Here is a 21,571-nt window from a genome sequence, read left to right on the forward strand (position 1 = left end):
GATGGAAAATCCAATTGTTCATTCGTTAATTGTAGCTGTTGTGGCTACAATTATCGGTTTTATTATTGTGCTTCCTTTGAGTTATTGGGGCGCCTATTATAAATATCCTGGAAAATGGTTAGTTGAAATTTTTCTACTGTTACCGTTGGTATTACCACCGACTATAGTTGGCTTGTTGATATTGCGCTTGTTTGGCAGATATGGAGTATTGGGCAGCCTTTTAGAGTCATTTGGCTATTCGATCATTTTTTCTTTGACGGGTGCAATTGCAGCAACCACGATTGTAATCATTCCTCTTTTATATCAAGGAATCAAAGGCGCATTAGTTGGAGTTCCTAGAGACCTGATTCAAGTAGCTAAAACCTTAGCGGCCAATCAAAGAGAAGTTTTGTTTCGGATCATATTGCCAACTTGTTGGCCAAGTATTGTCGCTAGTATACTGCTGGCATTTTGTCGTGGCTTAGGAGAGTTCGGTGCCAGCTTAATGGTTGCAGGTTACATAGAAGGTCGTACAGATACCCTAGCAACGTCAATCTATTTCGCCGTCCAGCAGGGTGATAATCACAAGGCGGCTTTATTGAGCGTGATTAATATCGGGATTGGCTTGTTGATTCTGCTAATCATCCAATTGCTAACAGCAAAAAGGCAGGGGGAGTATCTATGATCTTGGAGATTGAGTTGAAAAAGCAATTATACCCACAACCATTAACCTTCCAGCATACTTTTACTCATCCCATTACTGGATTGAATGGGCCTAGCGGTATTGGAAAAACAACAATTTTAAAAGCAATTGCCGGACTGATTCAACCTGAATTTTGCAAAATAAGTTTTAATGGGGACACATTATCTGACTCAGACCAATCATTCTGGGTTCCTGCGAATCAACGAAACATCGGCTTTGTCATGCAGGATGTAGCACTTTTTCCTAATATGAATGTCAAAGACAATATCTATTTTAGCCAAAGAACTGCCTATAAAAAAAGACTAGGAAAGCAACCGGGGAATGACTATTTTGAGTACTTAGTAGAAAGACTTCGAATTGCTGAGCTGTTAGTACAGCCTGTTTATCAGCTATCAGGCGGACAAAAACAAAGAGTTGGCCTAGCGAGGGCCTTGTTCAGCAAACCTAAGCTGTTGCTTTTAGATGAACCTTTTGTCGGTTTAGATGAAGAAAGTTGTCATCAAGCCTTAAAACTCACTAAAGAAATCAGCGAAACGGAAAAACTGCCAATCATTATTGTATCTCACAATCGCAACGAACTTAGCAGTCTAACCGATTCAATTGTCCAGCTGACAGCAAAAGCATAAAAGCTTACTTTTGGTTATGATTAATAAGTTGCTCATCTGGAAGTACGACGGGAACTGCTGAGAGTAATTCTAAAAAAGAGCGTACATTTCGCTGCCCAGTCGCTAAGTAGTCCTCCAGGATAGATAATTCAAAACTAAAATGCCCAATTGTAAAATGCGAATTTCCCTGTCCATCAATGGCATAACAATTTGGATTAGCCGCTAGTGTTCTCAGACTAGTTGCTGTTAGTTCGGGATAATCCACTGAACTAACTAAAATACTTGCTTCTGGTCGCATTGAACAGATCGTGTATAATCCGCTGAGGGGACCTTGATTAGTCAGTTCTGGGTGATCCATTATGAGTGACACTGGCTGATTGGATAAAATTTGACGCAGCGGATCAATATTTTGAGTGTTCACACTAACGTATACTTCTGAGGTAACTTCCAGTAAGGTCGAAACAGCTATTTCCACCCACGTTTTTTGATAGTAGGGGTCGAAATATAAAGCTTTGTCGCCTTTTTCAAAACGGGAAGATTTGCCACCGGCTAGAACTAGTCCAATCATCGTAAAACTCCTTATCCAGTAAAGTATCGCTAGTTTAACACAGGATCAAAATATCTGTAAAATTTTGGGAGGAATCAAATGTATATTAATCGTGAAGCAATTACTTTAGCGTCTGCTAACAAATTACTGGATTCGCTAAAGCTTAAATCAAAAAAACAAACAATTAAAGTTGAGGAAAGTCTAGGATATTATCTGGCCCAAGAGATCCATGCGCCCTTTGATTTTCCGCCTTTTCGTCGCTCAGGTTATGATGGTTATGGAATTTTGGCTGAGGATGATAATGATTTTCCTAAAAAACTAGAAGTCCTAGCAGAGATTGGCGCAGGTGAAACATTTACTAAACGAATCAAACCCGGGCAAACAGTTAGAATTATGACAGGTGCTGAGGTCCCTCCTGATGTAGACAAGGTAATCATGCTAGAGCAGACACGAAAATGCTCAGACAATCATGTGGAAATTTTGTCGACAATGAAACACAGCAATATCACTCCGGTGGGAGAAGAATTTGTTCAAGGTGAGAAATTGTTAGAGCTGAACACCTTGATTAATGCTGGGACAATCAGTCTACTGAGTGCATTTGGCTATGATGAAGTTATCGTTTGGCAAAAACCACAGGTCGCAATCCTTACAACCGGTTCAGAACTCTTGCAGCCAGGTGAACCACTGCAACCAGGCAAAATTTTTAACAGCAACGGTCCCTTAATTAAGGCACTCGTCGAGGAAAATGGTGGAGAAGTTGCGTATTATGGTGGGCTAGAAGATCAGCTTGACGCTTTAGAAGACACCATTCAGCGACTAACAGAAGAGGTATCACTAATTTTAACTACCGGTGGAGTGTCGGTTGGTGATTATGATTTTATGGCTGTGGTAGCTAAACAAAGCGACCAACTATTGTTTAACAAACTGGCAATGCGTCCAGGTAGTCCTACCACCGCTTTTGTTAAAAACCGAGTGCCGATTATTGCACTTTCCGGGAATCCGGGGGCTTGTTTTACAGGCTTTTTCTTGCTAGTAGAACCACTGTTACGAAAATTCCTACAGCAAGATTCGAGAATAGAAAGAAGATTAATGCCGTTAGCGATAGAATACACAAAAACAAATTCTTATGATCGTTATTTAAGAGGAAAAGTAATTGAGAACAAAGTGATGCTGGCAGGAAGTGATCAATCCAGTGCATTAGGGAATCTCCATCTAACAGAATGCTTATTTAAGATCCCTCATGATCAAAAAGTCGTAGCAGGAACGGAGGTAGAGGTATGGCGATTGCCTTGCAAATAATTGGCAAGAAAAAGAGTGGAAAAACCACCACTATGTTGAATTTTATTGAAAAAGCTAGCGAAATGAGACTAAGTGTTGCAGCTTTTAAACACACCCATCACTCGGTTTCAATGGATGTGGAGGGAACCGATACCTATCGTTTTTCTCAAGCAGGTGCTAATCAAGTAGGAATGCAAAATGATTATGGATTTTTTTGGCACGAACACCGACCCAGTGGGGAAAAAGTTTCTTTAATGCAAGAAATTCAAAGCTATGTTCATACTGATACCGATTTGATATTGATAGAGGGCTTCAAAACAGCGGGCTATCCCAAGCTTTTACTGTTACGTCCTGAAGATAGGGTGAGTGATTTTGAAGTAGAGCAACTGGATTATGTTGGATCACTCTATCAAGAAAAACTTGAGTCAGGCATGCTTGATTTTTCTAGTAAAGCTGCTGCGCAGAGCTGGTTTGAAAAATGGTACGAGGTGAGAAAGTAATGGATGAATTAACGCATTTTAATCAGCAACAGCGAGCAAAAATGGTTGACGTCAGTGACAAACAGGTTACTAAACGTGAAGCAACTGCGACTGTTAAAGTAGTTATGCAACCGGAAACGTTACTAAGAATTAAAGAAGGACAAATAAAAAAAGGGGATGTACTGGCGATAGCACAGACGGCCGGTATTATGGCAGCTAAAAAAACCAGTGAATTAATCCCCATGTGTCATCTTCTGCCCCTAAGCGGCATTGATATTTCTTTTGAAAACAATCAGCATGATACCCTGTTTATACAAGCCACTGTTAAGGTTGTCAATACAACCGGCGTTGAAATGGAAGCTTTAACGGCTTGTCAAATTGCCGCTTTAACAGTTTATGACATGTGTAAAGCAATGGATCGAGGGATGCGAATTACCGATTGTCACTTGATTGAAAAAAAGGGTGGAAAAAGCGGGCACTTTATTCACTCAAATAAGAAATAGGCTACCTGTCTGATTATCAAACAGGTAGTAAAAGTGGTCACTTATTTTCGCCGTTCTTTTATTAAATGATAAACTTCTGGCAAAATGAGTTGCTCCATGGCTAGTCGACAGGCACTAGTTGATCCGGGTAAAGCAAATAAGAGGTGGTCTGCGTGGTCAAACCCGGCAACGGTCCGAGATGCCATCGCATGAGTGCCAATTTCCTGATAGCTGAGCGATCTGAAAAATTCACCAAACCCAGGAATTTCCAGTTTTAATATAGGTTGAATGGCCTCGATGGTTACATCTCTTTTAGCAATTCCCGTCCCACCATTTGTGATAATCACGTCTACGTTTTGTTGGCATAGTGTTTGATAGGCAGTCTGAATTTCTTGACAATCGTCTTTAACGATTAATGGACCTATAACGGTGAATTGTTTTTCTGCTGCCAGTGATCGAATAAGGTTACCTGATTGGTCTGTAGCGGTAGTTCGCGTATCGCTAACTGTAATAATGCCAATAGTTAAGTTCATGCTACTATCCTTTCTAAATAAATAGATTATTCACTGTGTTTTCCACTTCTTTTGATGATTGAAAGCCGTAAAAGGTAAAGCGGCCGCTTTTAAACCCAGTGATCTCTTGGGTGTCGCGGGTCAACTTAATAGCCAGTGGATTTTGACGGAACTGCCAATTATATTGCTGGCAAGTCGCCACTAGCTGATTCCAATCAAGCACTCTCAGGTTAGTAATTTGAAAAACATTGTCACCACAGATTTTTTGAATTTTCAAGTCTATTGATTGGTCTTTTTTTAAAGAACAACAGCGGCAAGCTGGCTGTTTCGTGATCTTGAATGAATGAACCGCTAAGGGCCAAAGCTCCAATACATGCATGGTTTGCCAGTCTGAAAAAGTATCATCAGTTAATATTTTCATGGTTAATGTAACTTGAACGCTAGTTATAAAGGGAATGAGTGGTGTAATTACTCCGATTGTTTCGCACTCATTGGTTTTGTCTTCGATCTGCGGAAATGCACACGAAAGACAAGGTCCTTTGGCAGGGTGAAAGGCCATTACCTGTCCACTAGTACCAGCGCATGCGGAGAAAATAAACGGTAGTTTGCGAAAGTGACAGTACTCATTGATTGCCTGTCTTGCCTGAAAATTATCTGTACAATCTAAAACGAGATCGATTGCTTCAAAGTTTTCCATCAACGTTTGATCAAAGTAGGCTTTTATAGGGATCACTTTTGCGGTTGGATCGATCGCTTGAAGATGTTCCTTCGCAGCTTCTACTTTTGGGCGATTCTGTTGTGCGTCTTTGGTAGTGAAAAGGGCTTGTCGTTGTAAATTACTTTCTTCCACCGTGTCTGGATCAATTAAAAAAATTTTTTTGATCCCTGTTCGAACCAATTGTTCAGCACTGTAAGTCCCCAAAGCGCCACAGCCTACAATCATAACTGAAGCTGCCTGTATTTTTTGTTGGCCGTGGGCACCGATTTTAGCTACTTTTATTTGGCGATTATATCTCCCCATGTTACTTACCTCACAATATCGAAAAATTAGTAAAATCCCTAATATCAATTCAAGGGATATTGGCGTAAAGTATATCATGTAATCATTGATTGCACTAGATTCTCTGAGCAAATATAGGGAATTGGCGAATAAAATATGTTTGTTACGTTTTTATCAAATAAATTACATACACTAGATTCTGTAAACAGGTATTTAGTATAAAGAAAGGTATAAATGATGGCAATTATTAAGTTACAAAAGCAGCCAATTGATGTTAAGGAATACTATCAGCAGTTAAAAGATCCCGCTCATGGAGGTATTGTCACCTTTTGCGGCACGATCAGAGAATGGACTGGAGAAGTACACACGACTCAAATTGTCTATACAGCTTACGAAGAAATGGCGATAAAGGAAATGGAAAAGCTCGCACACGAGGTGGAAAAGCTAGGCTCAAGGGTAATTATTGTTCACCGTTTAGGAGCTTTAGCAGTAGAAGATGAGGCCGTATTTATTGGGGTAGCTTCGCCTCACCGAAAGGCTGCGTTTGAAGGTTGTGAATACATCATTGATCATTTGAAGCAGACGGTTCCAATTTGGAAAAAAGAAATTGACACAGATAAAATTCGTTGGGGAGGTAGCAGTAGTGAGTCATTCAGTTAAATTATTTGCTTATCTTGCTGAGCAATTAGGGTCGCAAGTGACCATCGAGTTGCCCGAACTAGTCACTAAGCAAACAATCGTGGCATTGCTTATAGAGCAGTTTCCAAAGTCAAAAAATGAAATAAGTGGCTGCAATGTAGCAATTAATCAGTCTTTCATAAACCAAGAATGCTTTAATGTGGAAGAGATTAATGAGATTGCTTTAATTCCACCTGTCAGTGGAGGATAAAAGTCATGGGAACATTAAATAGAAACCTTGATTTAAAAGATAGATTTGGTCGAAAACATGATTATGTTCGGATAGCCATCACAGATAAGTGCAACCTGCGTTGTGTTTACTGTATGCCAGAAGAAGGAATCCAATTTTTCTCCGATGAAAGTATTTTGAGCAGTAGTGAGATTATTCGAATGTGTCGACATTTTGCTCAAATGGGGATTGAAAAAATCCGGTTGACTGGTGGTGAACCGTTGTTGCGGTCAGATATCTTAACTATCATTGAAGGAATAGCTGAAATACCAGAGATTAAAGATATATCACTCACTACTAACGGGTTAGCATTAGCCAAACAAGCCGCTAATCTAAAACGTGCTGGGTTGAATCGTCTTAATATTAGCTTAGATACCTTTGACAGTGAGCGTTATCGTAGAATAACTCGAGGTGGAAGCTTACGTCGAGTTTTGGCTGGCATAGAAGCAGCTCAAGCAGAAGGATTTAGCCAGATCAAGCTAAATGTGGTAGTAATGCGAGGACAAAATCAGCAAGAGTTGAAAGATTTTTTGTCTTACACCTTTGATCATCAAGTAAATGTGCGATTTATTGAAATAATGCCAATCGGTGAGGACGATTCTAGTCGTTGGGAAGAGAACTATTTAGGAATTGAGCAGGTATTTGATATTTGCCGAGAACATGGTTGGGATTATCAAGAGGTTCAACTTGCTGGAAACGGACCTTCTGTAAATTACCAAATCGAAGGAGCAACTGGAACATTTGGACTTATTCATCCAGTCAGCTGTCGTTTTTGTGATTCTTGCAATCGCCTCAGAGTGACCGCAGATGGTTATCTCAAGTCTTGCCTTTATTGGGAAGATGAGATTAATTTGCGTCAGACAATCGGTGATTTCGTTCTTTTTGAAGCAGCAATTATGGAGGCCTTAGCTAGCAAACCAAAAAATCATGAAATGGCTTTAGACAAGCTTGAAAAGCAGCCTGAAAAAACCAAACGTCTAATGAGTCAAATCGGCGGCTAACAAAATGAAACAAGGATCTAAACTCAGGTTGCGATGAGTTTAGATCCTTTTATTAAAGGCTATTATGAAAAATAAGCGATGCCCATTGCTTTTTTCACTTCAGCTAATGTTTCAGCGGCAACTGCTTGAGCCTTTTCACTGCCTTCTTTTAACATTTGCATTACTTGTTCGGGGTCTTTGGCGAATTCTTCACGACGCGTGCGAATAGGGTTTAATTCTTCTTCCAAAACCTCAATTAAGTAACGTTTGATTTTCACGTCACCTAAACCACCACGACGATAGTGAGCTTTCAGGTCTTCGATTTTTTCTTTATCCTTACCAAAAACATCCAGATAAGTAAACACCATATTACCTTCTACTTGCCCAGGGTCTTCCACATGAATGTGATTTGGGTCGGTATACATACTCATTACTTTTTTCGCAACGACATCAGCCGAATCGGCTAAATAAATTCCGTTGCCTAATGATTTACTCATTTTCCCGTTGCCATCAATACCTGGTAAACGGCCCATTCCTTTATCTGGGAATACTCCTTTAGGTTCGACTAAAACTTTGCCATATGTGTTGTTAAAGCTTTGGACAATTTCTTGTGTTTGCTCTAACATTGGTTTTTGGTCTTCGCCAACCGGAACTAAATTGGCTTTGAAAGCTGTTATATCGGAAGCTTGTGATACTGGGTAGATGAAGAAACCAGTCGGCACGCTCTCGCCAAAACCCTTTTGCTCAATTTCAGATTTAACCGTAGGATTTCGACGCACACGGCCGACACTAACTAGGTTCAAATAATACATGGTCAACTCAGATAATTCAGGAATTTGGGATTGGATAAACATCGTTGTGCGTGTTGGGTCTAAGCCAACAGCCAAATAATCTAACGCTACTTGCAGCACATTTGAAGAAACCTTCTCAGGATTTTTTGCATTATCTGTGAGTGCTTGCATATCAGCAACCATGATGAATAATTCATTTTCTGGATCGCTTTGCATGGACACGCGGTTTTTTAGTGATCCTACGTAGTGTCCTAAGTGTAGCTGACCTGTTGGTCGATCGCCAGTCAGGATGATATTTGTCATTTGATTCACCTTTTCATTGTGTATTTAGTCTTCACTTACCTTAAAATAGTACCTTTTTTTCAACATTTAAACAACAGCTAAATATCTAAAAAAATAAATAGAAGCTGTTCTCTTTGTGATGTAATGTAACACGGCAAGGTAAAAGAATAGAAACAAATTTTCGTTGATTGAGATTTTTCTCTTTACAAACGAAAAAAGCTTAGCATATAATTAGAGTTAGGTCTGAAAAATTAGAATTCAATTAGGAAGAGTAGGGGTGTTCATACATGGCAATGGTCGAATTTAAAGAGGTTGAGAAATATTATGGAAAGTTTCATGCCTTAAAAAATATCAATTTGGCTTTTGATAAAGGTGAAGTAGTTGTGGTGATTGGCCCTTCAGGATCAGGAAAAAGCACGATGCTTCGCTGTATTAACGGCTTAGAACAAATATCATCAGGTCACTTATTGGTGAATGGAAAAGATTTACATAGTAAAGATGTGAAGCTTAAGGACATCCGCACACAAATTGGGATGGTATTCCAGCACTTCAATTTGTACCCTAATAAAACCGCGTTAGAAAACATAACCTTGGCACCTATAAAAGTGTTAAAACAATCAGAGGCAGAAGCAGTAAAAGCAGCTGAGAAATTATTAGATCGGGTAGACATGTTAGATAAGAAGGATTCTTATCCATCTATGCTGTCAGGTGGACAGCAACAGCGAATTGCTATCGCCCGTGGATTAGCGATGAATCCTGAATTGTTGCTTTTTGACGAACCGACATCCGCACTAGATCCAGAAATGATCGGCGATGTGTTAGGCGTTATGAAGAAAATTGCTAAAGACGGTATGTCGATGATCGTAGTTACTCACGAAATGGGCTTCGCCAAAGAAGTGGCTGACCGGATTATTTTCATGGCGGAAGGTGAAGTGTTGGAAGACACTCGCGACGTAAAAGGGTTTTTTGACCGTCCGAAAGAGGTAAGAGCGCAGCAATTTGTAAGTAAAGTAATTAACCACTAGGAGGATGACTATGTCAAAAGCGAAAAAATTTGTCTCCTTCCTTCTCTTAGTCTTGGTAGTGATTGGTCTATCAGGATGTAAAGGAGACAGTGTGGCAAATGAAAATATAGCAGAACGACTGGAAAGAGATCCGGTGATTACTTGGGGAGTAAAATATGATACGCGTCTTTTTGGGATGATGAATATTGAAACCCGAGAAGTTGAAGGATTTGATATCGATATTGCCAAGGCAATTACGAAAGAAATTTTAGGAGATGAAGGTAGAGCGGAATTCGTAGAAGTTACTTCTAAGACTCGGATCCCTTTACTGAAAAACGGAAATATCGACGGTATTATTGCAACCATGACTATTACTGAAGAACGTTTAGGTCAAGTTGATTTCTCCGATATTTATTTCGATGCGGGTCAGTCTTTGTTAGTAGAAAAAGGCAGCCACATTCAAAATGTTGAAGGTTTAACAGATCAAGATACGGTTTTAGTAGTTAAAGGATCTACTTCAGCAGTTAACATCCGTGAACATGCACCAGAAGCAAATATTTTGGAATTAGAAAACTATGCGGAAGCATTTACGGCATTGCAATCCGGTCAAGGGGATGCCATGACGACAGATAATGCGATCTTGCTAGGGATGGCTTCTGAAAACGACAATTATGGATTAGTTGGCGGCACCTTCACTACTGAGCCTTATGGAATTGCCATCAATAAAGGTCAAAATGATTTCTTAAACGAAGTAGACAGTGCTTTACAACGAATGCATGATAACGGCACTTACGATGAAATTTATGATAAGTGGTTCCCGAATGAGCCAGTAGGTAAAGCAGCAAAGGGGGCTAAATTCAATGGCTGATCTGTTTAGTAGTTATTCAAGTGAGTTTTTAGAAGGATTCAAATTTACTTTATATGCCAGCATTTTGGCACTAGTTTTTAGTCTGATCATTGGTACACTGATGGCGATTTTTCAATTGTCACACAATAGTATCATTCGGAATCTTGCCAAAGCATATGTTGCTTTTTTTAGAAATATTCCGTTGCTGATTATTGTTATGTTCTTTTACGTAGTTGCGCCAATGTATTTTTATACCTTTGATGGTTTTCAAGCAGGTACGATTGGTTTAACAATTTATACCTCAGCTTTTATTGCCGAAACCGTGCGTTCAGGTATTCAAACCGTACCAAAGGGACAGCTAGAAGCAGGTCTTTCTTCCGGTTTTTCTTACGCCGAAACGATGCGTTATATCGTATTACCACAAGCCTTCAAAATTGTAGTACCGCCTTTAGGAAACCAGTTCATTAACTTGATTAAAAACTCGTCCATTCTAGCAATGGTCGCAGGCTTAGATTTAATGTATCAAGGTGACTTGATTGCAAGTACCACTTTTAACACCTTTGATACCTATATCATTGTTGGGTTGTTTTATTTAGTATTAACCTTGCCTCTATCTTATCTGATGAATTATTTGGATAAAAATTGGGCGAGCGTCTAGAAAGGGAGGAATACGATGGACTTTAGTGGTGCATTTGCTTGGATCAATATCCGATTCCTTTTAGACGGACTGTGGGTAACGATTCAAGTATCAATTGTTTCAATTATTTTAAGTATGATTCTAGGTGGAATCGCTGGGACAGTACGTTACAGTAAAATTCCATTTGTTTCCAAAATTGTCGGCGTTGTGGTAGACATTATTCGTAACTTACCATTGTTGCTGATTATCTTCTTTACCTATTTTGCATTGCCGCAAGTAGGGATTAAATTAAATATTTTTGGGGCTGCGGTAGCCGCTCTAACGATTTTTGAATCAGCCATGCTTTCAGAAATTTTCCGAGCAGGACTCAATGCGGTACCTAACGGTCAAACAGAAGCGGGGTTATCTTCAGGGTTAACATACATTCAAACGTTGATGATCATTATCATTCCCCAAGCCTTCAAATCAATGCTGCCAGCTATCTTAAGCCAGCTGATTTCATTGATTAAAGATACTTCATTGGCAGTTATCATTTCGCTGCCAGAACTAATGCACAACGCTAGAATTGTTTATGGTCAAAATACAAATTATGTAATTCCTATGTTTGTAGCTATGACAGCGATGTATTTTATTGTTTGTTATGCATTATCCTTGGCATCGAGATATTTAGAAAACAGTAAATATAATTATTAAAAAACACTTTCAGACCGATGGAATCCAGAGAACTAGTTTCTCTGGATTTTTTTTACATGCAACAAGTATAATTCTTTTGCGATTATTAAGCCTTTCGAATGTTAACTAAGGGCTCACAAAAAAGTGTTAGTCAAGCTATCAGCAAATTGAATCGTTGTTAGCTGCACGGTTTCCTCACAAGGAGCTGGAGCATATTAGTACCAGTCACGACTTTTCTTGATTGCTCAGCGTAATTTGGTGTATCTGGAACCTGCTTTTTTCAGTTGAATCACCTCTATCCAAAGCGTGCCACCAGAAAATTTTTCCTCTGAAAAGACTAGTTCAACATAAAGATCGTAAAAGAAACATTCTAGGACTTGAAAAAAAACGCTAAAAAGTACAAAATAAGGTGAAACTTGTAAAAGATAGGATGAGAGATGTTGTCTAATGAATTACCCATCGGTTTTATTGATTCAGGTGTTGGTGGTTTAACTGTTGTCAAAGAAGCAATGCGACAGTTGCCCAATGAGCACATATTATATCTGGGTGATACAGCGCGTTGCCCCTATGGACCTCGTCCTGCCCAGCAAGTCGTTGAATTCACTTGGCAAATGACCCAGTTTTTGATCGAACAGGGAATCAAAATGTTGGTTATCGCCTGCAATACGGCCACCGCCGTAGCCTTAGAAGAAATAAAAGAAAAAGTTGACATACCTGTAATCGGTGTGATTCAACCTGGATCACGTTCTGCCCTAAAGGCTAGTCATACTGGGGAGATTGCTGTAATTGGAACAGAAGGGACCGTAAAAAGTGCGACCTATGAAAAAGAGCTGTTAGAAAAAGCGCCTGAAGTTCATGTTCGCAGCTTAGCTTGTCCTAAGTTTGTACCAGTCGTAGAAAGTAACCAATTTACCAGCCCGGTGGCAAAAAAAATTGTCGCTGAAACTTTGGCTCCTTTAATGTATAACAAGCCGGATACTTTAATTTTGGGATGTACCCATTATCCTTTACTACGTCCAATTATTCAAAATGTTATGGGCAGTGATGTCACATTAATTGACTCGGGAGCAGAAACGGTCAATGATCTAAGTACGCTATTGGACTATTTTAACTTGAATAATTATGATCGAAAAGCCACAAATACTTGTAAGTTTTATACAACTGGTTCACCTAAGATGTTTCGCGATATTGCTGGTGACTGGTTAGCGCTTAAAACATTAGAGGTTGAACATATACAATTGGGAGGAAAATAAATGCGTCATGATGGAAGAAGCTTGCAGCAACTAAGAAAAGTAACAATCGAAACCAATGTTTTTAAACATCCGGAAGGTTCTGTAGTAATTTCTTTTGGAGATACAAAGGTGATTTGTTCAGCGACAGTTGAAGAATCAGTACCGCCTTTTTTACGAGGGGCAGGAACTGGCTGGGTGACCGCAGAATACAGTATGCTGCCAAGAGCCACTAATACACGAAATCGACGGGAGAGTGCTAAAGGGAAACTGTCAGGTCGTACGATGGAAATCCAACGTTTAATCGGCCGCGCATTACGTGCTGTCATTGATTTAGGTAAATTAGGTGAGCGTAGCATCGTTGTTGATTGCGATGTAACTCAGGCGGATGGCGGCACTCGTACTGCTAGTATTACTGGAGGCTTTGTCGCTTTACGATTAGCGATAAACAAATTGTTGGCGTCTGGAGAACTGACTGAAGATCCAATTAAAGAGCACTTAGCCGCAATTAGTGTAGGTATTTTGCCAGATGGTCAAGTAGTTACTGACTTAGATTATGTGGAAGACTCATCAGCAGCAGTTGATATGAATATCGTTATGACTGAATCAGGCCGTTTTGTAGAAATTCAAGGAACGGGCGAAGAAGCGACATTTGATGACACTGAATTGAATGCGTTGATCTTGCACGGAAAAGCGGGGATTGAAGAGCTAATCAGTTACCAAAAAGAAGCACTGCATACTGTAGATACTGAACAAGTAGCAGAAAAAAGTGTGGTTATCGCTACGGGAAATCCTGGAAAAGTGAAGGAATTCTCTGCCTTATTTGCTCGTGCTGGCTATCAAATAAAAACGTTAGCTGATTTTCCTAATTTACCTGATGTGGAAGAAACCGGAAAAACCTTTGAAGAAAATGCTCGATTAAAGGCTGAGACAATTGCGCAAATTCTGCAACAGCCTGTTTTGGCAGATGACTCAGGTTTAGCAGTTGATGCGTTAAACGGCATGCCTGGGATCTATTCTGCTCGTTTTGCTGGCGAACGTAAAAGTGATGCTGCAAACAATGCCAAACTTCTACATGAACTGACAGAAGTACCTGATGAGAAGCGATCAGCCCATTTCCATTGTACGTTAGTTTTTGCGGCGCCTAATAAAGAAAGTTTAGTGGTAGAGGCTGACTGGCCTGGCCAAATTGCTCGTATTCCTCAAGGTGACAATGGATTTGGTTATGATCCATTATTTTTTGTTCCAGAATTTAATAAAACAGCAGCAGAAATGACGGCGGCTGAAAAAAATGAAGTCAGTCACCGAGCACAAGCAGTCAAAGCCTTGGAAAAAGTTTGGCAGAAATGGTTGGAGGGATAGAAATAATGAGGTATTTGGTAGTTAGTGACAATCATAGTGATCGTCAAATATTGGACGAGCTAGTTAAACGATATGATGGCAAGGTAGATGGAATGTTTCATTGCGGCGATTCAGAGCTTGCTGCAAACGATCCATTATGGCAGTATTTTACAGTCGTTGGAGGTAATTGCGATTACGATCCTGGCTATAAAGCTGAGCAGGTGGTGACTGTTGGCTCAGATCGAGTCTTTATGACGCATGGCCACCGTTCCAATGTTCGCTTTGGTCTAACGATGCTTTCTCTTCAGGCGCAAGAAGCCAAAGCAACCATTGCATTATTTGGACATATTCATCAGGCAGTAGCAGAAATGGATCAGGGAATATTGTTCGTTAATCCTGGCAGTATCTCACAGCCACGGGGCCCAATCCGGGTACCTAGTTATGCGATTATTGACAGCACACCAGACAAATACCTTGTGCAATACTACAATCGAGCACACCAGCCAGTAGAAGAACTAGCGGCTGAATTTGTAAAATAGTTTCTAATTTTTGCTTAACATTGAGCAGAAAAGCCCTTACTTTTTTGTTCTTTCAGTAAAATAGAAATGGAAAGTAGAAACGGAGGCTGTTGTATGATTAGTCGTGCAATTGAGGCATTAATGTCTGAAAAGAAAGACACAATGATGATTCCAGCTGAAAATGTGGCAAACGTCATGGTTGGTAATCCTTTAGAGCATGCGTTTTTGGTGCTATCAAAAGTAGGGTATTCAAAAATCCCTGTGTTAGACAAGGGGAATCGTTTTATCGGATTATTGAGCTTGAATGATGTTGTCAGCAAAATGATGAATATTGACGGAATAGACATTAACAATTTAAGTAAATATACTGTAGCAGATGTAGTAGACACTGAAATCGCCACAGTGAAGGAAAACTGTGACTTGGAAGATATCATGCATTTATTAGTTGATGCGGCTTTCATTCCCGTGTTAGATGACGAAGGTGTCTTTAAAGGTATTGTGACGCGTCGTGAAATTTTAAAAGCTGTCAATCACACCTTCCATGAATTAGATAAGAAGCATCCTGTTTCTGGGAAATTTATTTTGCAGCCTGCAGCATCAAAATAGAAAACACAAAAAGGAAGAGCCCAACTGCTTCTTCCTTTTTTCGTGCATTGCTTAAGATTTTGTCATAAGTAATTTTAAATCAATTATGTAGTTGAACTGCGTACAGATTAATTGACTTTTTTTCAATTTATGGGTATTGTTGTATGGTTATTAAAAGTAATCATTACGCTTTGGATGATGAATAGTGGAAGGAAGTACATAAAATGGCTAAAAAATCCAAGATTGTCAAAGCCCAAAAACAACGTGCTTTGATTGAAAAATACGCAGAGCAACGACAAGCCTTGAAAGCTGCTGGCGATTATGAGGGACTGGCTAAATTGCCTAAAGAATCGAATCCGAATCGTTTGAAACAGCGAGATCTGATCGATGGACGCCCAAGAGGTTATATGCGAAAATTTGGCATGTCTCGTATTCATTTTCGTGAATTGGCGCATAAAGGCCAAATTCCTGGTGTTAAGAAAGCTAGCTGGTAAAAATTAAATAACGTAAACACCCTCGAGCTGACTAAAAAAGCTTGAGGGTGTTTTGCAATTCGTAAATTGCTGGTGTTATGCAATAGTAATGGGGTTATTAGGAATAGTATAGCCGTGGTCAGTCAGTTCTTTCACGTATGCTGCTAAAAATTCTTCTTTCAAAGGAAGTTGTTTTCCGTTTGTCACGTACATTACTGTACGAATAGCATAATTACTATTTCCTAAATCCACCATCCCGAAAAGATTTGGTCCATCAAAAATATCTTGTTTGTACGTCTTACCCAAGCGTTCATTTACCTGTTGAATCAATTGATTGATTTCCTGATACCCTTCGTTTGGTTGAATACGTACATCGATCAATACTTGCATGTGAGCTCTAGACAAATTACTGATGGTAGTAATGTTCCGGTTAGGAATAAAGTGAACAGTGCCGTCTGCGGCTTTTAATTGCACCATGCGTATTCCAACAGAGGTGACGGTTCCTTCAATTTGCAAATTCACTAATTTGATGTAATCCCCTACGTCAATCTGCTGCTCTAAAATAATAAAGAAGCCGGTGATGATGTCGTTCATGAATCCCTGAGCACCAAGACCAATAGCAATACCTGCGATCCCAGCCCCAGCTAGTAGAGAACCTACCGGGATACCTATCGTGTCCAATACTGAGTAAAGGAAAAAGAAAAATAAGGTATATGAAAAAATATTAGCTGACAACGTGTGAATGGTTTCAATCCGAGTCGTGCTGCCAGCAACTTTGCGTTTTTGGCGTTCAAAAGATTGAGTAATTAAGAAATTACCAACTTTGCGAATAATGCCAAAAAGTATCAAAATTGCAATCAAAGTAATCCCTTTTGAAATCAAGGCAGACAAGACACTATTCCAGTCAATGGAGTCCCAGTAGCGCTGCCAGACAGAGAGCTGTTCGGTCGCCTGATCTACCACGTCGAATCCGGTTGAATCGGTTGTTTGTACAGTTAAAAAAAGCATAAACGTCTTCCTTTCTTTCCACGCAGTTTATTCTAACAAGTTTTGAAAACTCTGTCGATAGTCCTGCTGGAGATAAAAAGACAGAAAATTCAAAAAATCATGAAAATATTCATGACAAGTTTACAACAAAGTGGTAGACTAACGTTTATATTAAGAAGGAGATGATAGAATGGTTAACATAAAATGGGAAGAATTGGGTTTTGATTATATTAAAACGCCTTATCGTTATATCTCACACTGGAAAAATGGTGAATGGGACGAAGGCCATTTAACTGAAGATAATAAAATTACAATTAGCGAGGGTTCTACTTGCTTGCATTACGGTCAAGAGTGCTTTGAAGGACTGAAGGCTTACCGCCGCAAGGATGGTAAAATTAACTTGTTCCGTCCCGATGAAAACAGTAAACGATTGAATCGCAGTGCGCAAAGAATGTGTATGCCTGAAGTGCCTGAGGAAAAATTCATTGATGCTATAAAACAAGTTGTTTTAGCCAATGAAGAATATGTACCACCTTATGGTACTGGAGCAACTTTGTACATCCGTCCTTACTTAATTGGTGTGGGAGACAATATTGGGGTTGTAGAAGCTCCTGAGTACTTATTCTCCGTTTTCTGTATGCCAGTTGGTCCTTATTTTAAAGGTGGAATGGCACCAACGAACTTTATCGTGTCTGAATACGATCGTGCAGCGCCGCAAGGGACAGGAGCAGCTAAAGTAGGGGGAAACTATGCGGCTAGTCTTTTGCCCGGCTATCAAGCTCACAAACGCAATTATTCAGATTGTATTTATTTAGATCCAGCTACCCATACAAAGATTGAAGAAGTGGGTTCTGCGAATTTCTTCGGTATAACAAAAGATAATCAATTTGTTACGCCGATTTCACCATCAATTTTGCCTAGTATTACTAAGTACTCTTTGTTGCATTTAGCAAAAGAACGTTTCGGCATGGAAACAGTCGAAGGAGATGTTTACTTAGATAAATTGGATGAATTTTCTGAAGCTGGGGCTTGTGGAACAGCTGCTGTCATCTCACCAATTGGTGGAATTCAAAACGGCGAAGAGTTTCACGTTTTCTACAGTGAAACTGAGGTTGGACCAGTTACGAAGAAATTATATGACGAACTTGTTGGTATCCAGTTTGGCGATGTAGAAGCACCTGAAGGTTGGATTTACGAAGTATAAAATAAAAACTGCTGCCAGAAAATTAAATTGGCAGCAGTTTTTCTATTGCAACAGCTAATCAATAGCTAAATTCACAAACTCATTTTTGTTGAACAGGTGAGACCATTCCAAAATTGAGAATTTTGTAAGCTTTGCGTAATTTAGCTTAAATGAACACCTTTATCAACATAAATGATATCACCAACGATACCGCTAGCTAATGGGCTCAGTAAGAAAGCACAAGTTTGTCCGACTTCATCAATTGTGACACTGACTTTGTCAGGTGTACGTTCTTCAGAAAGGTTAAGCAATGATTGGTAATCTTTTACACCGGTTACCGCTAGTGTTTTTAAAGCGCCGGCTGAAATTGCGTTGACACGTACGCCTTTAGGCGATAATTCGGTTGCTAAATAACGAACTTCTGCTTCTAGTGCTGCTTTAGCAATCCCCATCATATTGTAGTTAGGAATAGAGCGTTCTGATCCCATGTAAGTCATCGTAACGATACTGCTTCCTGGGTTCATGATTGGCAGAGCATACTTAGTTAAGGCTAATAAAGAATATGCACTAACATCTTGAGCAAGGCTGAAGCCATCACGTGTAATTTCGGATACATCTCCTGAAAGTTCTTCTTTGTTAGCAAAGGCAATCGAGTGGACAAAACCGTCGATATTGCCGACTAATTCTTTGATAGCAGCCATAGCTGTTTCGATGTTTTCGTCTTTTGAAACATCTAATTCCACCATAGGCACATCTTCACCGACTAATTTGACTAAGCCTTTTTTCATACGGTCGTTTTGATACGTATAGATGACTTCTGCTCCTTGATCGGCGATGGCCTTAGCACATCCCCAAGCGATACTGCGTTTATTTGCGACACCTGTTACAAGTATTTTTTTTCCAGTTAAAAATGCCATGCGGTTGATTCACTCCTACTTTAATTTTAGTATGAACACATTATGTTGGAAAATGCTTTGATTGTCAAACTATTTTTTTGTTAATCTGGTAATGCTTGAAAAAGAGAAGAGAATATGATAGTTTGATAATCAAACAAATAAGATGTCGAGGTGCAAAAAATGGAAATACTAATGAACGTTGAAGAAATTATGGAAATCATTCCGAATCGCTTCCCAATTTACTATCTAGATGCTGTTGTCGAATTCGAAGACCAAAAACATATTACTGCTGTCAAAAACTTGACTATGAATGAAGATTTTTTCCAAGGTTATTTTCCAAATGAACCGATGATGCCAGGTACGCTAATCGTTGAAGCATTAGCACAAGCGGGCTCATTGCTGATTCTGAAATCAGAAGCCTTCCAAGGCAAGACGGCCTACATCGGCGGAATCAATAAGGCAGTTTTCCATGAAAAAGTAAAACCAGGCGACACCCTGTTTTTGAACTTTGACATTGAAAAAATGAAGGGGTCTGTGGGTACTGCAAAAGCATGGGCGACAGTGGGGGATACAGTCGTTACTGACTGCCAATTCACTTTCATTGTGGGCGACAAAGAACAAAAATAAGCCAAAAAATAAGCCGAAATCAGTTGAAAAACTGACTTCGGCTTATTAAAATCTTAAACTTATTCCTTTGGTTCTTGTAAAATTTTGATCTCGTTGATCTTCACAGGTTCAGTCGGTTTGGAATCAGTTGCTTCGGCTGAGGCAATTTTATCAACAATATCCATTCCTTCAGTTACTTGCCCAAATACAGTATGAACGCCGTCTAAATGAGGGGTACCACCATTTTTGTAGGCTTCAATGATTTTTTCTGGCGTGTATTGAATGGCTAAACCGTCGCTAACGTCTTTATTGTTCTGAACAATAAAGAATTGGCTGCCATTAGTATCTGCTCCTGCATTCGCCATTGAAAGAGCGCCGCGAATGTTATAAAGACTTGGTGAAATTTCATCTTCAAATGGTTCACCCCAGATACTCTCGCCACCTGTTCCATCGCCTTTAGGATCGCCGCCTTGAATCATGAAATCGTTGATCACTCGGTGGAAGGTAGTGCCATTATAATAGCCATCTTTGGCGTGAGTTACGAAATTTTCAACCGTTTTAGGTGCTTCTTTAGGAAACAGTTTGATTTTTATATTACCAGCAGTTGTATCCATTTCCACTAAGTATTCATCGTCTGTTACTTCACTTGAAAGCTGTGGAAGATCAACTTTGTTTAAATCTACACTGGATTCCTGTGTGGAGCTGGCTGCACTTTCTGAAGAGTTGTTGCTACTGTTATTGCCGGAGTTACAGGCACCGAGAAAACCAATTGATAATAGTAGTGCGCTGCTAATTAGTACTTTTTTTAATTGCATATAAATCTCCTTTCAAATTTCCTTCCTTTCCATCATAACAAAAAAAACTACCACTTCCTATGAAAAAAAATTGAAATTTCCCATAAAAAAAGAGGAGATCGAAATCTCCCCTTGTGTCTGAGCATGTAATTATATGACTTATAAGTTAGCGAATTTTTCCAACAAACGAATCATTTGGCAAGTAAAGCCGTATTCGTTGTCGTACCAAGCAACAGTTTTAACCAATTGGTAATCTCCAGCAGAAGTTACTTCTGTTTGAGTTGGGTCAAAGATTGAACCTTGTGTTGTACCAATAACATCGCTAGAAACGATTTCGCGATCGTCATAGCCAAATGATGGGTTGTCAACTGTGTGTTTCTTGATTGCTTCGTTGACTTCATCAGCAGTCACTTTTGTTTTAAGAACAGAAACTAATTCAGTTAATGAGCCATCAACAACTGGTACACGTTGTGCATGTCCTTGTAGTTTACCGTTCAATTCTGGAATAACTAAACCGATTGCTTTAGCAGCACCAGTTGAGTGAGGAATTGTATTATCTGCAGCTGAACGTGCAGCACGTAAGTTTCCACCTTTAACAGGTCCATCTAATAGCATTTGAGTAGAAGTGTACGCATGAACTGTTGTCATTGTCCCAACTTCGATACCAAATTCTTCATTTAAGAAGTAAGCCATTGGTGCTAAGCAGTTAGTTGTACATGAACCAGCAGAGATAATTTTATCGTCTGAATCCAATGTATCATCGTTTACATTGTAAACAATTGTTTTCATTTGACCAGCTGGAGCTGAGATAACGACGCGTTTAACGCCAGCATCCAAGTGAGCTTGTGCTTTTTCTTGAGAGGTATAAAAACCAGTACATTCTAAAACGATATCCACACCGTTTTCTTTTGCCCAAGGGATTTTGCTTGCATCAGGTTCTGCGTATACGCGAGTTTCTTCACCGTCAACAACGATTGAATTTTCTGTTGCGGTAACAGTTCCAGGATATGTGCCGTGAGTTGAGTCAAATTGTAATAATTGAGCCAACATTGTAGGGCTTGTTAAGTCGTTAATTGCTACAACTTCGATATCATCTGATACTTCTTTAATACGACGGAAGGCTAAACGACCGATACGTCCAAATCCATTAATACCTACTTTTACTGTCATAACCAAAAGTTCCTCCTTTGTGTTAGAGAAATTAAGCGCAAATGCACTCATTTCTTACAAGATCAATTTTGCATCGGATGCATT

The 21,571-nt window shown here is 39.5% G+C and carries 27 protein-coding genes; 19 read left to right on the plus strand and 8 right to left on the minus strand.

Annotation, left to right across the window (positions count from 1 at the left end; all coding sequences use genetic code 11):
* The first annotated feature begins 1 nt into the window (after nucleotide 1).
* Both modB and IGI42_RS01035 read left to right on the plus strand, forming a co-directional pair.
* Nucleotides 2-664: a molybdate ABC transporter permease subunit gene (gene modB / locus IGI42_RS01030; protein ID WP_438713701.1), complete on the plus strand. Its 663-nt coding sequence runs from the start codon at nucleotides 2-4 to the stop codon at nucleotides 662-664.
* Nucleotides 661-1,308, plus strand: a complete 648-nt coding sequence (locus IGI42_RS01035) for an ATP-binding cassette domain-containing protein (RefSeq protein WP_438713703.1) — start codon at nucleotides 661-663, stop codon at nucleotides 1,306-1,308. Before modB ends, IGI42_RS01035 begins: the two co-directional genes overlap by 4 nt.
* 4 nt (nucleotides 1,309-1,312) lie before the next feature.
* On the opposite strand, the gene mobA is transcribed toward IGI42_RS01035, so the two are convergent.
* Nucleotides 1,313-1,855, minus strand: a complete 543-nt coding sequence (mobA, locus tag IGI42_RS01040) for a molybdenum cofactor guanylyltransferase (RefSeq protein WP_438713705.1) — start codon at nucleotides 1,853-1,855, stop codon at nucleotides 1,313-1,315.
* Nucleotides 1,856-1,933: 78 nt separating this feature from the next.
* Here mobA and IGI42_RS01045 point away from each other — a divergent pair, with 78 nt between their 5' ends.
* Genes IGI42_RS01045 through moaC form a run of 3 tightly spaced genes read left to right on the plus strand, consistent with a single transcriptional unit; the run spans nucleotide 1,934 to nucleotide 4,094 of the window.
* Entirely contained in the window at nucleotides 1,934-3,133 is a 1,200-nt protein-coding gene (locus IGI42_RS01045) for a molybdopterin molybdotransferase MoeA (RefSeq protein ID WP_438713707.1), read from the plus strand.
* Entirely contained in the window at nucleotides 3,112-3,612 is a 501-nt protein-coding gene (gene mobB, locus IGI42_RS01050) for a molybdopterin-guanine dinucleotide biosynthesis protein B (protein WP_438713709.1), read from the plus strand. The genes IGI42_RS01045 and mobB overlap by 22 nt, the downstream gene beginning before the upstream one ends.
* Entirely contained in the window at nucleotides 3,612-4,094 is a 483-nt protein-coding gene (moaC, locus tag IGI42_RS01055; protein WP_438713711.1) for a cyclic pyranopterin monophosphate synthase MoaC, read from the plus strand. Before mobB ends, moaC begins: the two co-directional genes overlap by 1 nt.
* A gap of 41 nt (nucleotides 4,095-4,135) precedes the next feature.
* Here moaC and IGI42_RS01060 read toward each other — a convergent pair whose 3' ends face one another.
* Entirely contained in the window at nucleotides 4,136-4,606 is a 471-nt protein-coding gene (locus IGI42_RS01060) for a MogA/MoaB family molybdenum cofactor biosynthesis protein (protein ID WP_438713713.1), read from the minus strand.
* 13 nt (nucleotides 4,607-4,619) lie between these two features.
* Nucleotides 4,620-5,606, minus strand: coding sequence for a HesA/MoeB/ThiF family protein (locus IGI42_RS01065; protein WP_438713715.1), 987 nt, complete (start codon nucleotides 5,604-5,606; stop codon nucleotides 4,620-4,622).
* 216 nt (nucleotides 5,607-5,822) lie between these two features.
* Here IGI42_RS01065 and IGI42_RS01070 point away from each other — a divergent pair, with 216 nt between their 5' ends.
* From IGI42_RS01070 to moaA, 3 genes are read left to right on the plus strand one after another with little or no spacing between them, the layout of a single operon-like run.
* Nucleotides 5,823-6,245 carry a molybdenum cofactor biosynthesis protein MoaE gene (locus IGI42_RS01070; RefSeq protein WP_438716989.1) on the plus strand — a complete coding sequence of 141 codons (423 nt, stop codon included), beginning with the start codon at nucleotides 5,823-5,825 and terminating at the stop codon, nucleotides 6,243-6,245.
* The gene (locus IGI42_RS01075; RefSeq protein ID WP_438713717.1) at nucleotides 6,229-6,474 is read left to right on the plus strand and encodes a MoaD/ThiS family protein; all 246 of its coding nucleotides are present in this window, start codon (nucleotides 6,229-6,231) and stop codon (nucleotides 6,472-6,474) included. Before IGI42_RS01070 ends, IGI42_RS01075 begins: the two co-directional genes overlap by 17 nt.
* Before the next feature lie 5 nt (nucleotides 6,475-6,479).
* Nucleotides 6,480-7,493 carry a GTP 3',8-cyclase MoaA gene (moaA, locus tag IGI42_RS01080; protein ID WP_438713719.1) on the plus strand — a complete coding sequence of 338 codons (1,014 nt, stop codon included), beginning with the start codon at nucleotides 6,480-6,482 and terminating at the stop codon, nucleotides 7,491-7,493.
* 62 nt (nucleotides 7,494-7,555) lie between these two features.
* On the opposite strand, the gene trpS is transcribed toward moaA, so the two are convergent.
* A complete protein-coding gene (gene trpS / locus IGI42_RS01085; RefSeq protein WP_438713721.1) occupies nucleotides 7,556-8,566 on the minus strand; it encodes a tryptophan--tRNA ligase in 1,011 nt (336 codons plus the stop codon).
* 266 nt (nucleotides 8,567-8,832) lie between these two features.
* Here trpS and IGI42_RS01090 point away from each other — a divergent pair, with 266 nt between their 5' ends.
* From IGI42_RS01090 to rpsN, 9 genes are all read left to right on the plus strand, one after another.
* A complete protein-coding gene (locus tag IGI42_RS01090) occupies nucleotides 8,833-9,570 on the plus strand; it encodes an amino acid ABC transporter ATP-binding protein (protein ID WP_438713723.1) in 738 nt (245 codons plus the stop codon).
* Between the two features lie 10 nt (nucleotides 9,571-9,580).
* Nucleotides 9,581-10,417: a transporter substrate-binding domain-containing protein gene (locus IGI42_RS01095; protein WP_438713725.1), complete on the plus strand. Its 837-nt coding sequence runs from the start codon at nucleotides 9,581-9,583 to the stop codon at nucleotides 10,415-10,417.
* A complete protein-coding gene (locus IGI42_RS01100) occupies nucleotides 10,410-11,054 on the plus strand; it encodes an amino acid ABC transporter permease (RefSeq protein ID WP_438713726.1) in 645 nt (214 codons plus the stop codon). The genes IGI42_RS01095 and IGI42_RS01100 overlap by 8 nt, the downstream gene beginning before the upstream one ends.
* A gap of 15 nt (nucleotides 11,055-11,069) precedes the next feature.
* Entirely contained in the window at nucleotides 11,070-11,726 is a 657-nt protein-coding gene (locus tag IGI42_RS01105; RefSeq protein WP_438713728.1) for an amino acid ABC transporter permease, read from the plus strand.
* A 416-nt stretch (nucleotides 11,727-12,142) separates the two neighbouring features.
* Nucleotides 12,143-12,958 carry a glutamate racemase gene (gene racE / locus IGI42_RS01110; RefSeq protein ID WP_438713729.1) on the plus strand — a complete coding sequence of 272 codons (816 nt, stop codon included), beginning with the start codon at nucleotides 12,143-12,145 and terminating at the stop codon, nucleotides 12,956-12,958.
* Nucleotides 12,959-14,296 (plus strand): ribonuclease PH, encoded by a 1,338-nt coding sequence (rph, locus tag IGI42_RS01115; protein ID WP_438713731.1) that lies wholly within the window; start codon nucleotides 12,959-12,961, stop codon nucleotides 14,294-14,296.
* Between the two features lie 5 nt (nucleotides 14,297-14,301).
* Nucleotides 14,302-14,814: a metallophosphoesterase gene (locus IGI42_RS01120; RefSeq protein ID WP_438713733.1), complete on the plus strand. Its 513-nt coding sequence runs from the start codon at nucleotides 14,302-14,304 to the stop codon at nucleotides 14,812-14,814.
* A gap of 93 nt (nucleotides 14,815-14,907) precedes the next feature.
* Nucleotides 14,908-15,399: a cyclic-di-AMP-binding protein CbpB gene (cbpB, locus tag IGI42_RS01125; RefSeq protein WP_438713735.1), complete on the plus strand. Its 492-nt coding sequence runs from the start codon at nucleotides 14,908-14,910 to the stop codon at nucleotides 15,397-15,399.
* 203 nt (nucleotides 15,400-15,602) lie between these two features.
* Nucleotides 15,603-15,872 (plus strand): 30S ribosomal protein S14, encoded by a 270-nt coding sequence (gene rpsN / locus IGI42_RS01130; protein WP_438713737.1) that lies wholly within the window; start codon nucleotides 15,603-15,605, stop codon nucleotides 15,870-15,872.
* A gap of 75 nt (nucleotides 15,873-15,947) precedes the next feature.
* Here rpsN and IGI42_RS01135 read toward each other — a convergent pair whose 3' ends face one another.
* The gene (locus tag IGI42_RS01135; RefSeq protein WP_438713739.1) at nucleotides 15,948-16,859 is read right to left on the minus strand and encodes a mechanosensitive ion channel family protein; all 912 of its coding nucleotides are present in this window, start codon (nucleotides 16,857-16,859) and stop codon (nucleotides 15,948-15,950) included.
* Between the two features lie 169 nt (nucleotides 16,860-17,028).
* Between IGI42_RS01135 and IGI42_RS01140 the strand changes: the two genes are divergently transcribed.
* Nucleotides 17,029-18,042, plus strand: a complete 1,014-nt coding sequence (locus IGI42_RS01140) for a branched-chain amino acid aminotransferase (RefSeq protein WP_438713741.1) — start codon at nucleotides 17,029-17,031, stop codon at nucleotides 18,040-18,042.
* A 140-nt stretch (nucleotides 18,043-18,182) separates the two neighbouring features.
* Here the strand turns inward: IGI42_RS01140 and fabI are convergent, their stop codons facing one another.
* Entirely contained in the window at nucleotides 18,183-18,938 is a 756-nt protein-coding gene (gene fabI / locus IGI42_RS01145; protein ID WP_438713743.1) for an enoyl-ACP reductase FabI, read from the minus strand.
* A 159-nt stretch (nucleotides 18,939-19,097) separates the two neighbouring features.
* Here fabI and fabZ point away from each other — a divergent pair, with 159 nt between their 5' ends.
* The gene (fabZ, locus tag IGI42_RS01150) at nucleotides 19,098-19,544 is read left to right on the plus strand and encodes a 3-hydroxyacyl-ACP dehydratase FabZ (protein ID WP_438713745.1); all 447 of its coding nucleotides are present in this window, start codon (nucleotides 19,098-19,100) and stop codon (nucleotides 19,542-19,544) included.
* A gap of 59 nt (nucleotides 19,545-19,603) precedes the next feature.
* Here the strand turns inward: fabZ and IGI42_RS01155 are convergent, their stop codons facing one another.
* Together IGI42_RS01155 and gap are read right to left on the minus strand one after the other, a co-directional pair.
* Entirely contained in the window at nucleotides 19,604-20,338 is a 735-nt protein-coding gene (locus IGI42_RS01155) for a peptidylprolyl isomerase (RefSeq protein ID WP_438713747.1), read from the minus strand.
* A gap of 138 nt (nucleotides 20,339-20,476) precedes the next feature.
* The gene (gene gap, locus IGI42_RS01160; protein ID WP_438713749.1) at nucleotides 20,477-21,487 is read right to left on the minus strand and encodes a type I glyceraldehyde-3-phosphate dehydrogenase; all 1,011 of its coding nucleotides are present in this window, start codon (nucleotides 21,485-21,487) and stop codon (nucleotides 20,477-20,479) included.
* Between the last annotated feature and the right edge of the window lie 84 nt (nucleotides 21,488-21,571).

Origin of the sequence: Enterococcus sp. AZ109 (assembly GCF_051714625.1) — a bacterium.
Taxonomy (GTDB): domain Bacteria; phylum Bacillota; class Bacilli; order Lactobacillales; family Enterococcaceae; genus Enterococcus_A.

Coding starts and splice junctions, on each gene's coding strand:
- IGI42_RS01120 (WP_438713733.1), top strand. CDS start 14,302: ATGAGGTATTTGGTAGTTAGTGACAATCATAGTGATCGTCAAATATTG.
- IGI42_RS01060 (WP_438713713.1), bottom strand. CDS start 4,606: ATGAACTTAACTATTGGCATTATTACAGTTAGCGATACGCGAACTACC.
- moaA (WP_438713719.1), top strand. CDS start 6,480: ATGGGAACATTAAATAGAAACCTTGATTTAAAAGATAGATTTGGTCGA.
- IGI42_RS01035 (WP_438713703.1), top strand. CDS start 661: ATGATCTTGGAGATTGAGTTGAAAAAGCAATTATACCCACAACCATTA.
- IGI42_RS01045 (WP_438713707.1), top strand. CDS start 1,934: ATGTATATTAATCGTGAAGCAATTACTTTAGCGTCTGCTAACAAATTA.
- trpS (WP_438713721.1), bottom strand. CDS start 8,566: ATGACAAATATCATCCTGACTGGCGATCGACCAACAGGTCAGCTACAC.
- moaC (WP_438713711.1), top strand. CDS start 3,612: ATGGATGAATTAACGCATTTTAATCAGCAACAGCGAGCAAAAATGGTT.
- IGI42_RS01135 (WP_438713739.1), bottom strand. CDS start 16,859: ATGCTTTTTTTAACTGTACAAACAACCGATTCAACCGGATTCGACGTG.
- gap (WP_438713749.1), bottom strand. CDS start 21,487: ATGACAGTAAAAGTAGGTATTAATGGATTTGGACGTATCGGTCGTTTA.
- mobA (WP_438713705.1), bottom strand. CDS start 1,855: ATGATTGGACTAGTTCTAGCCGGTGGCAAATCTTCCCGTTTTGAAAAA.
- fabI (WP_438713743.1), bottom strand. CDS start 18,938: ATGGCATTTTTAACTGGAAAAAAAATACTTGTAACAGGTGTCGCAAAT.
- fabZ (WP_438713745.1), top strand. CDS start 19,098: ATGGAAATACTAATGAACGTTGAAGAAATTATGGAAATCATTCCGAAT.
- racE (WP_438713729.1), top strand. CDS start 12,143: ATGTTGTCTAATGAATTACCCATCGGTTTTATTGATTCAGGTGTTGGT.
- IGI42_RS01070 (WP_438716989.1), top strand. CDS start 5,823: ATGGCAATTATTAAGTTACAAAAGCAGCCAATTGATGTTAAGGAATAC.
- modB (WP_438713701.1), top strand. CDS start 2: ATGGAAAATCCAATTGTTCATTCGTTAATTGTAGCTGTTGTGGCTACA.
- mobB (WP_438713709.1), top strand. CDS start 3,112: ATGGCGATTGCCTTGCAAATAATTGGCAAGAAAAAGAGTGGAAAAACC.
- IGI42_RS01105 (WP_438713728.1), top strand. CDS start 11,070: ATGGACTTTAGTGGTGCATTTGCTTGGATCAATATCCGATTCCTTTTA.
- IGI42_RS01155 (WP_438713747.1), bottom strand. CDS start 20,338: ATGCAATTAAAAAAAGTACTAATTAGCAGCGCACTACTATTATCAATT.
- IGI42_RS01100 (WP_438713726.1), top strand. CDS start 10,410: ATGGCTGATCTGTTTAGTAGTTATTCAAGTGAGTTTTTAGAAGGATTC.
- IGI42_RS01140 (WP_438713741.1), top strand. CDS start 17,029: ATGGTTAACATAAAATGGGAAGAATTGGGTTTTGATTATATTAAAACG.
- rph (WP_438713731.1), top strand. CDS start 12,959: ATGCGTCATGATGGAAGAAGCTTGCAGCAACTAAGAAAAGTAACAATC.
- cbpB (WP_438713735.1), top strand. CDS start 14,908: ATGATTAGTCGTGCAATTGAGGCATTAATGTCTGAAAAGAAAGACACA.
- IGI42_RS01065 (WP_438713715.1), bottom strand. CDS start 5,606: ATGGGGAGATATAATCGCCAAATAAAAGTAGCTAAAATCGGTGCCCAC.
- rpsN (WP_438713737.1), top strand. CDS start 15,603: ATGGCTAAAAAATCCAAGATTGTCAAAGCCCAAAAACAACGTGCTTTG.
- IGI42_RS01095 (WP_438713725.1), top strand. CDS start 9,581: ATGTCAAAAGCGAAAAAATTTGTCTCCTTCCTTCTCTTAGTCTTGGTA.
- IGI42_RS01090 (WP_438713723.1), top strand. CDS start 8,833: ATGGCAATGGTCGAATTTAAAGAGGTTGAGAAATATTATGGAAAGTTT.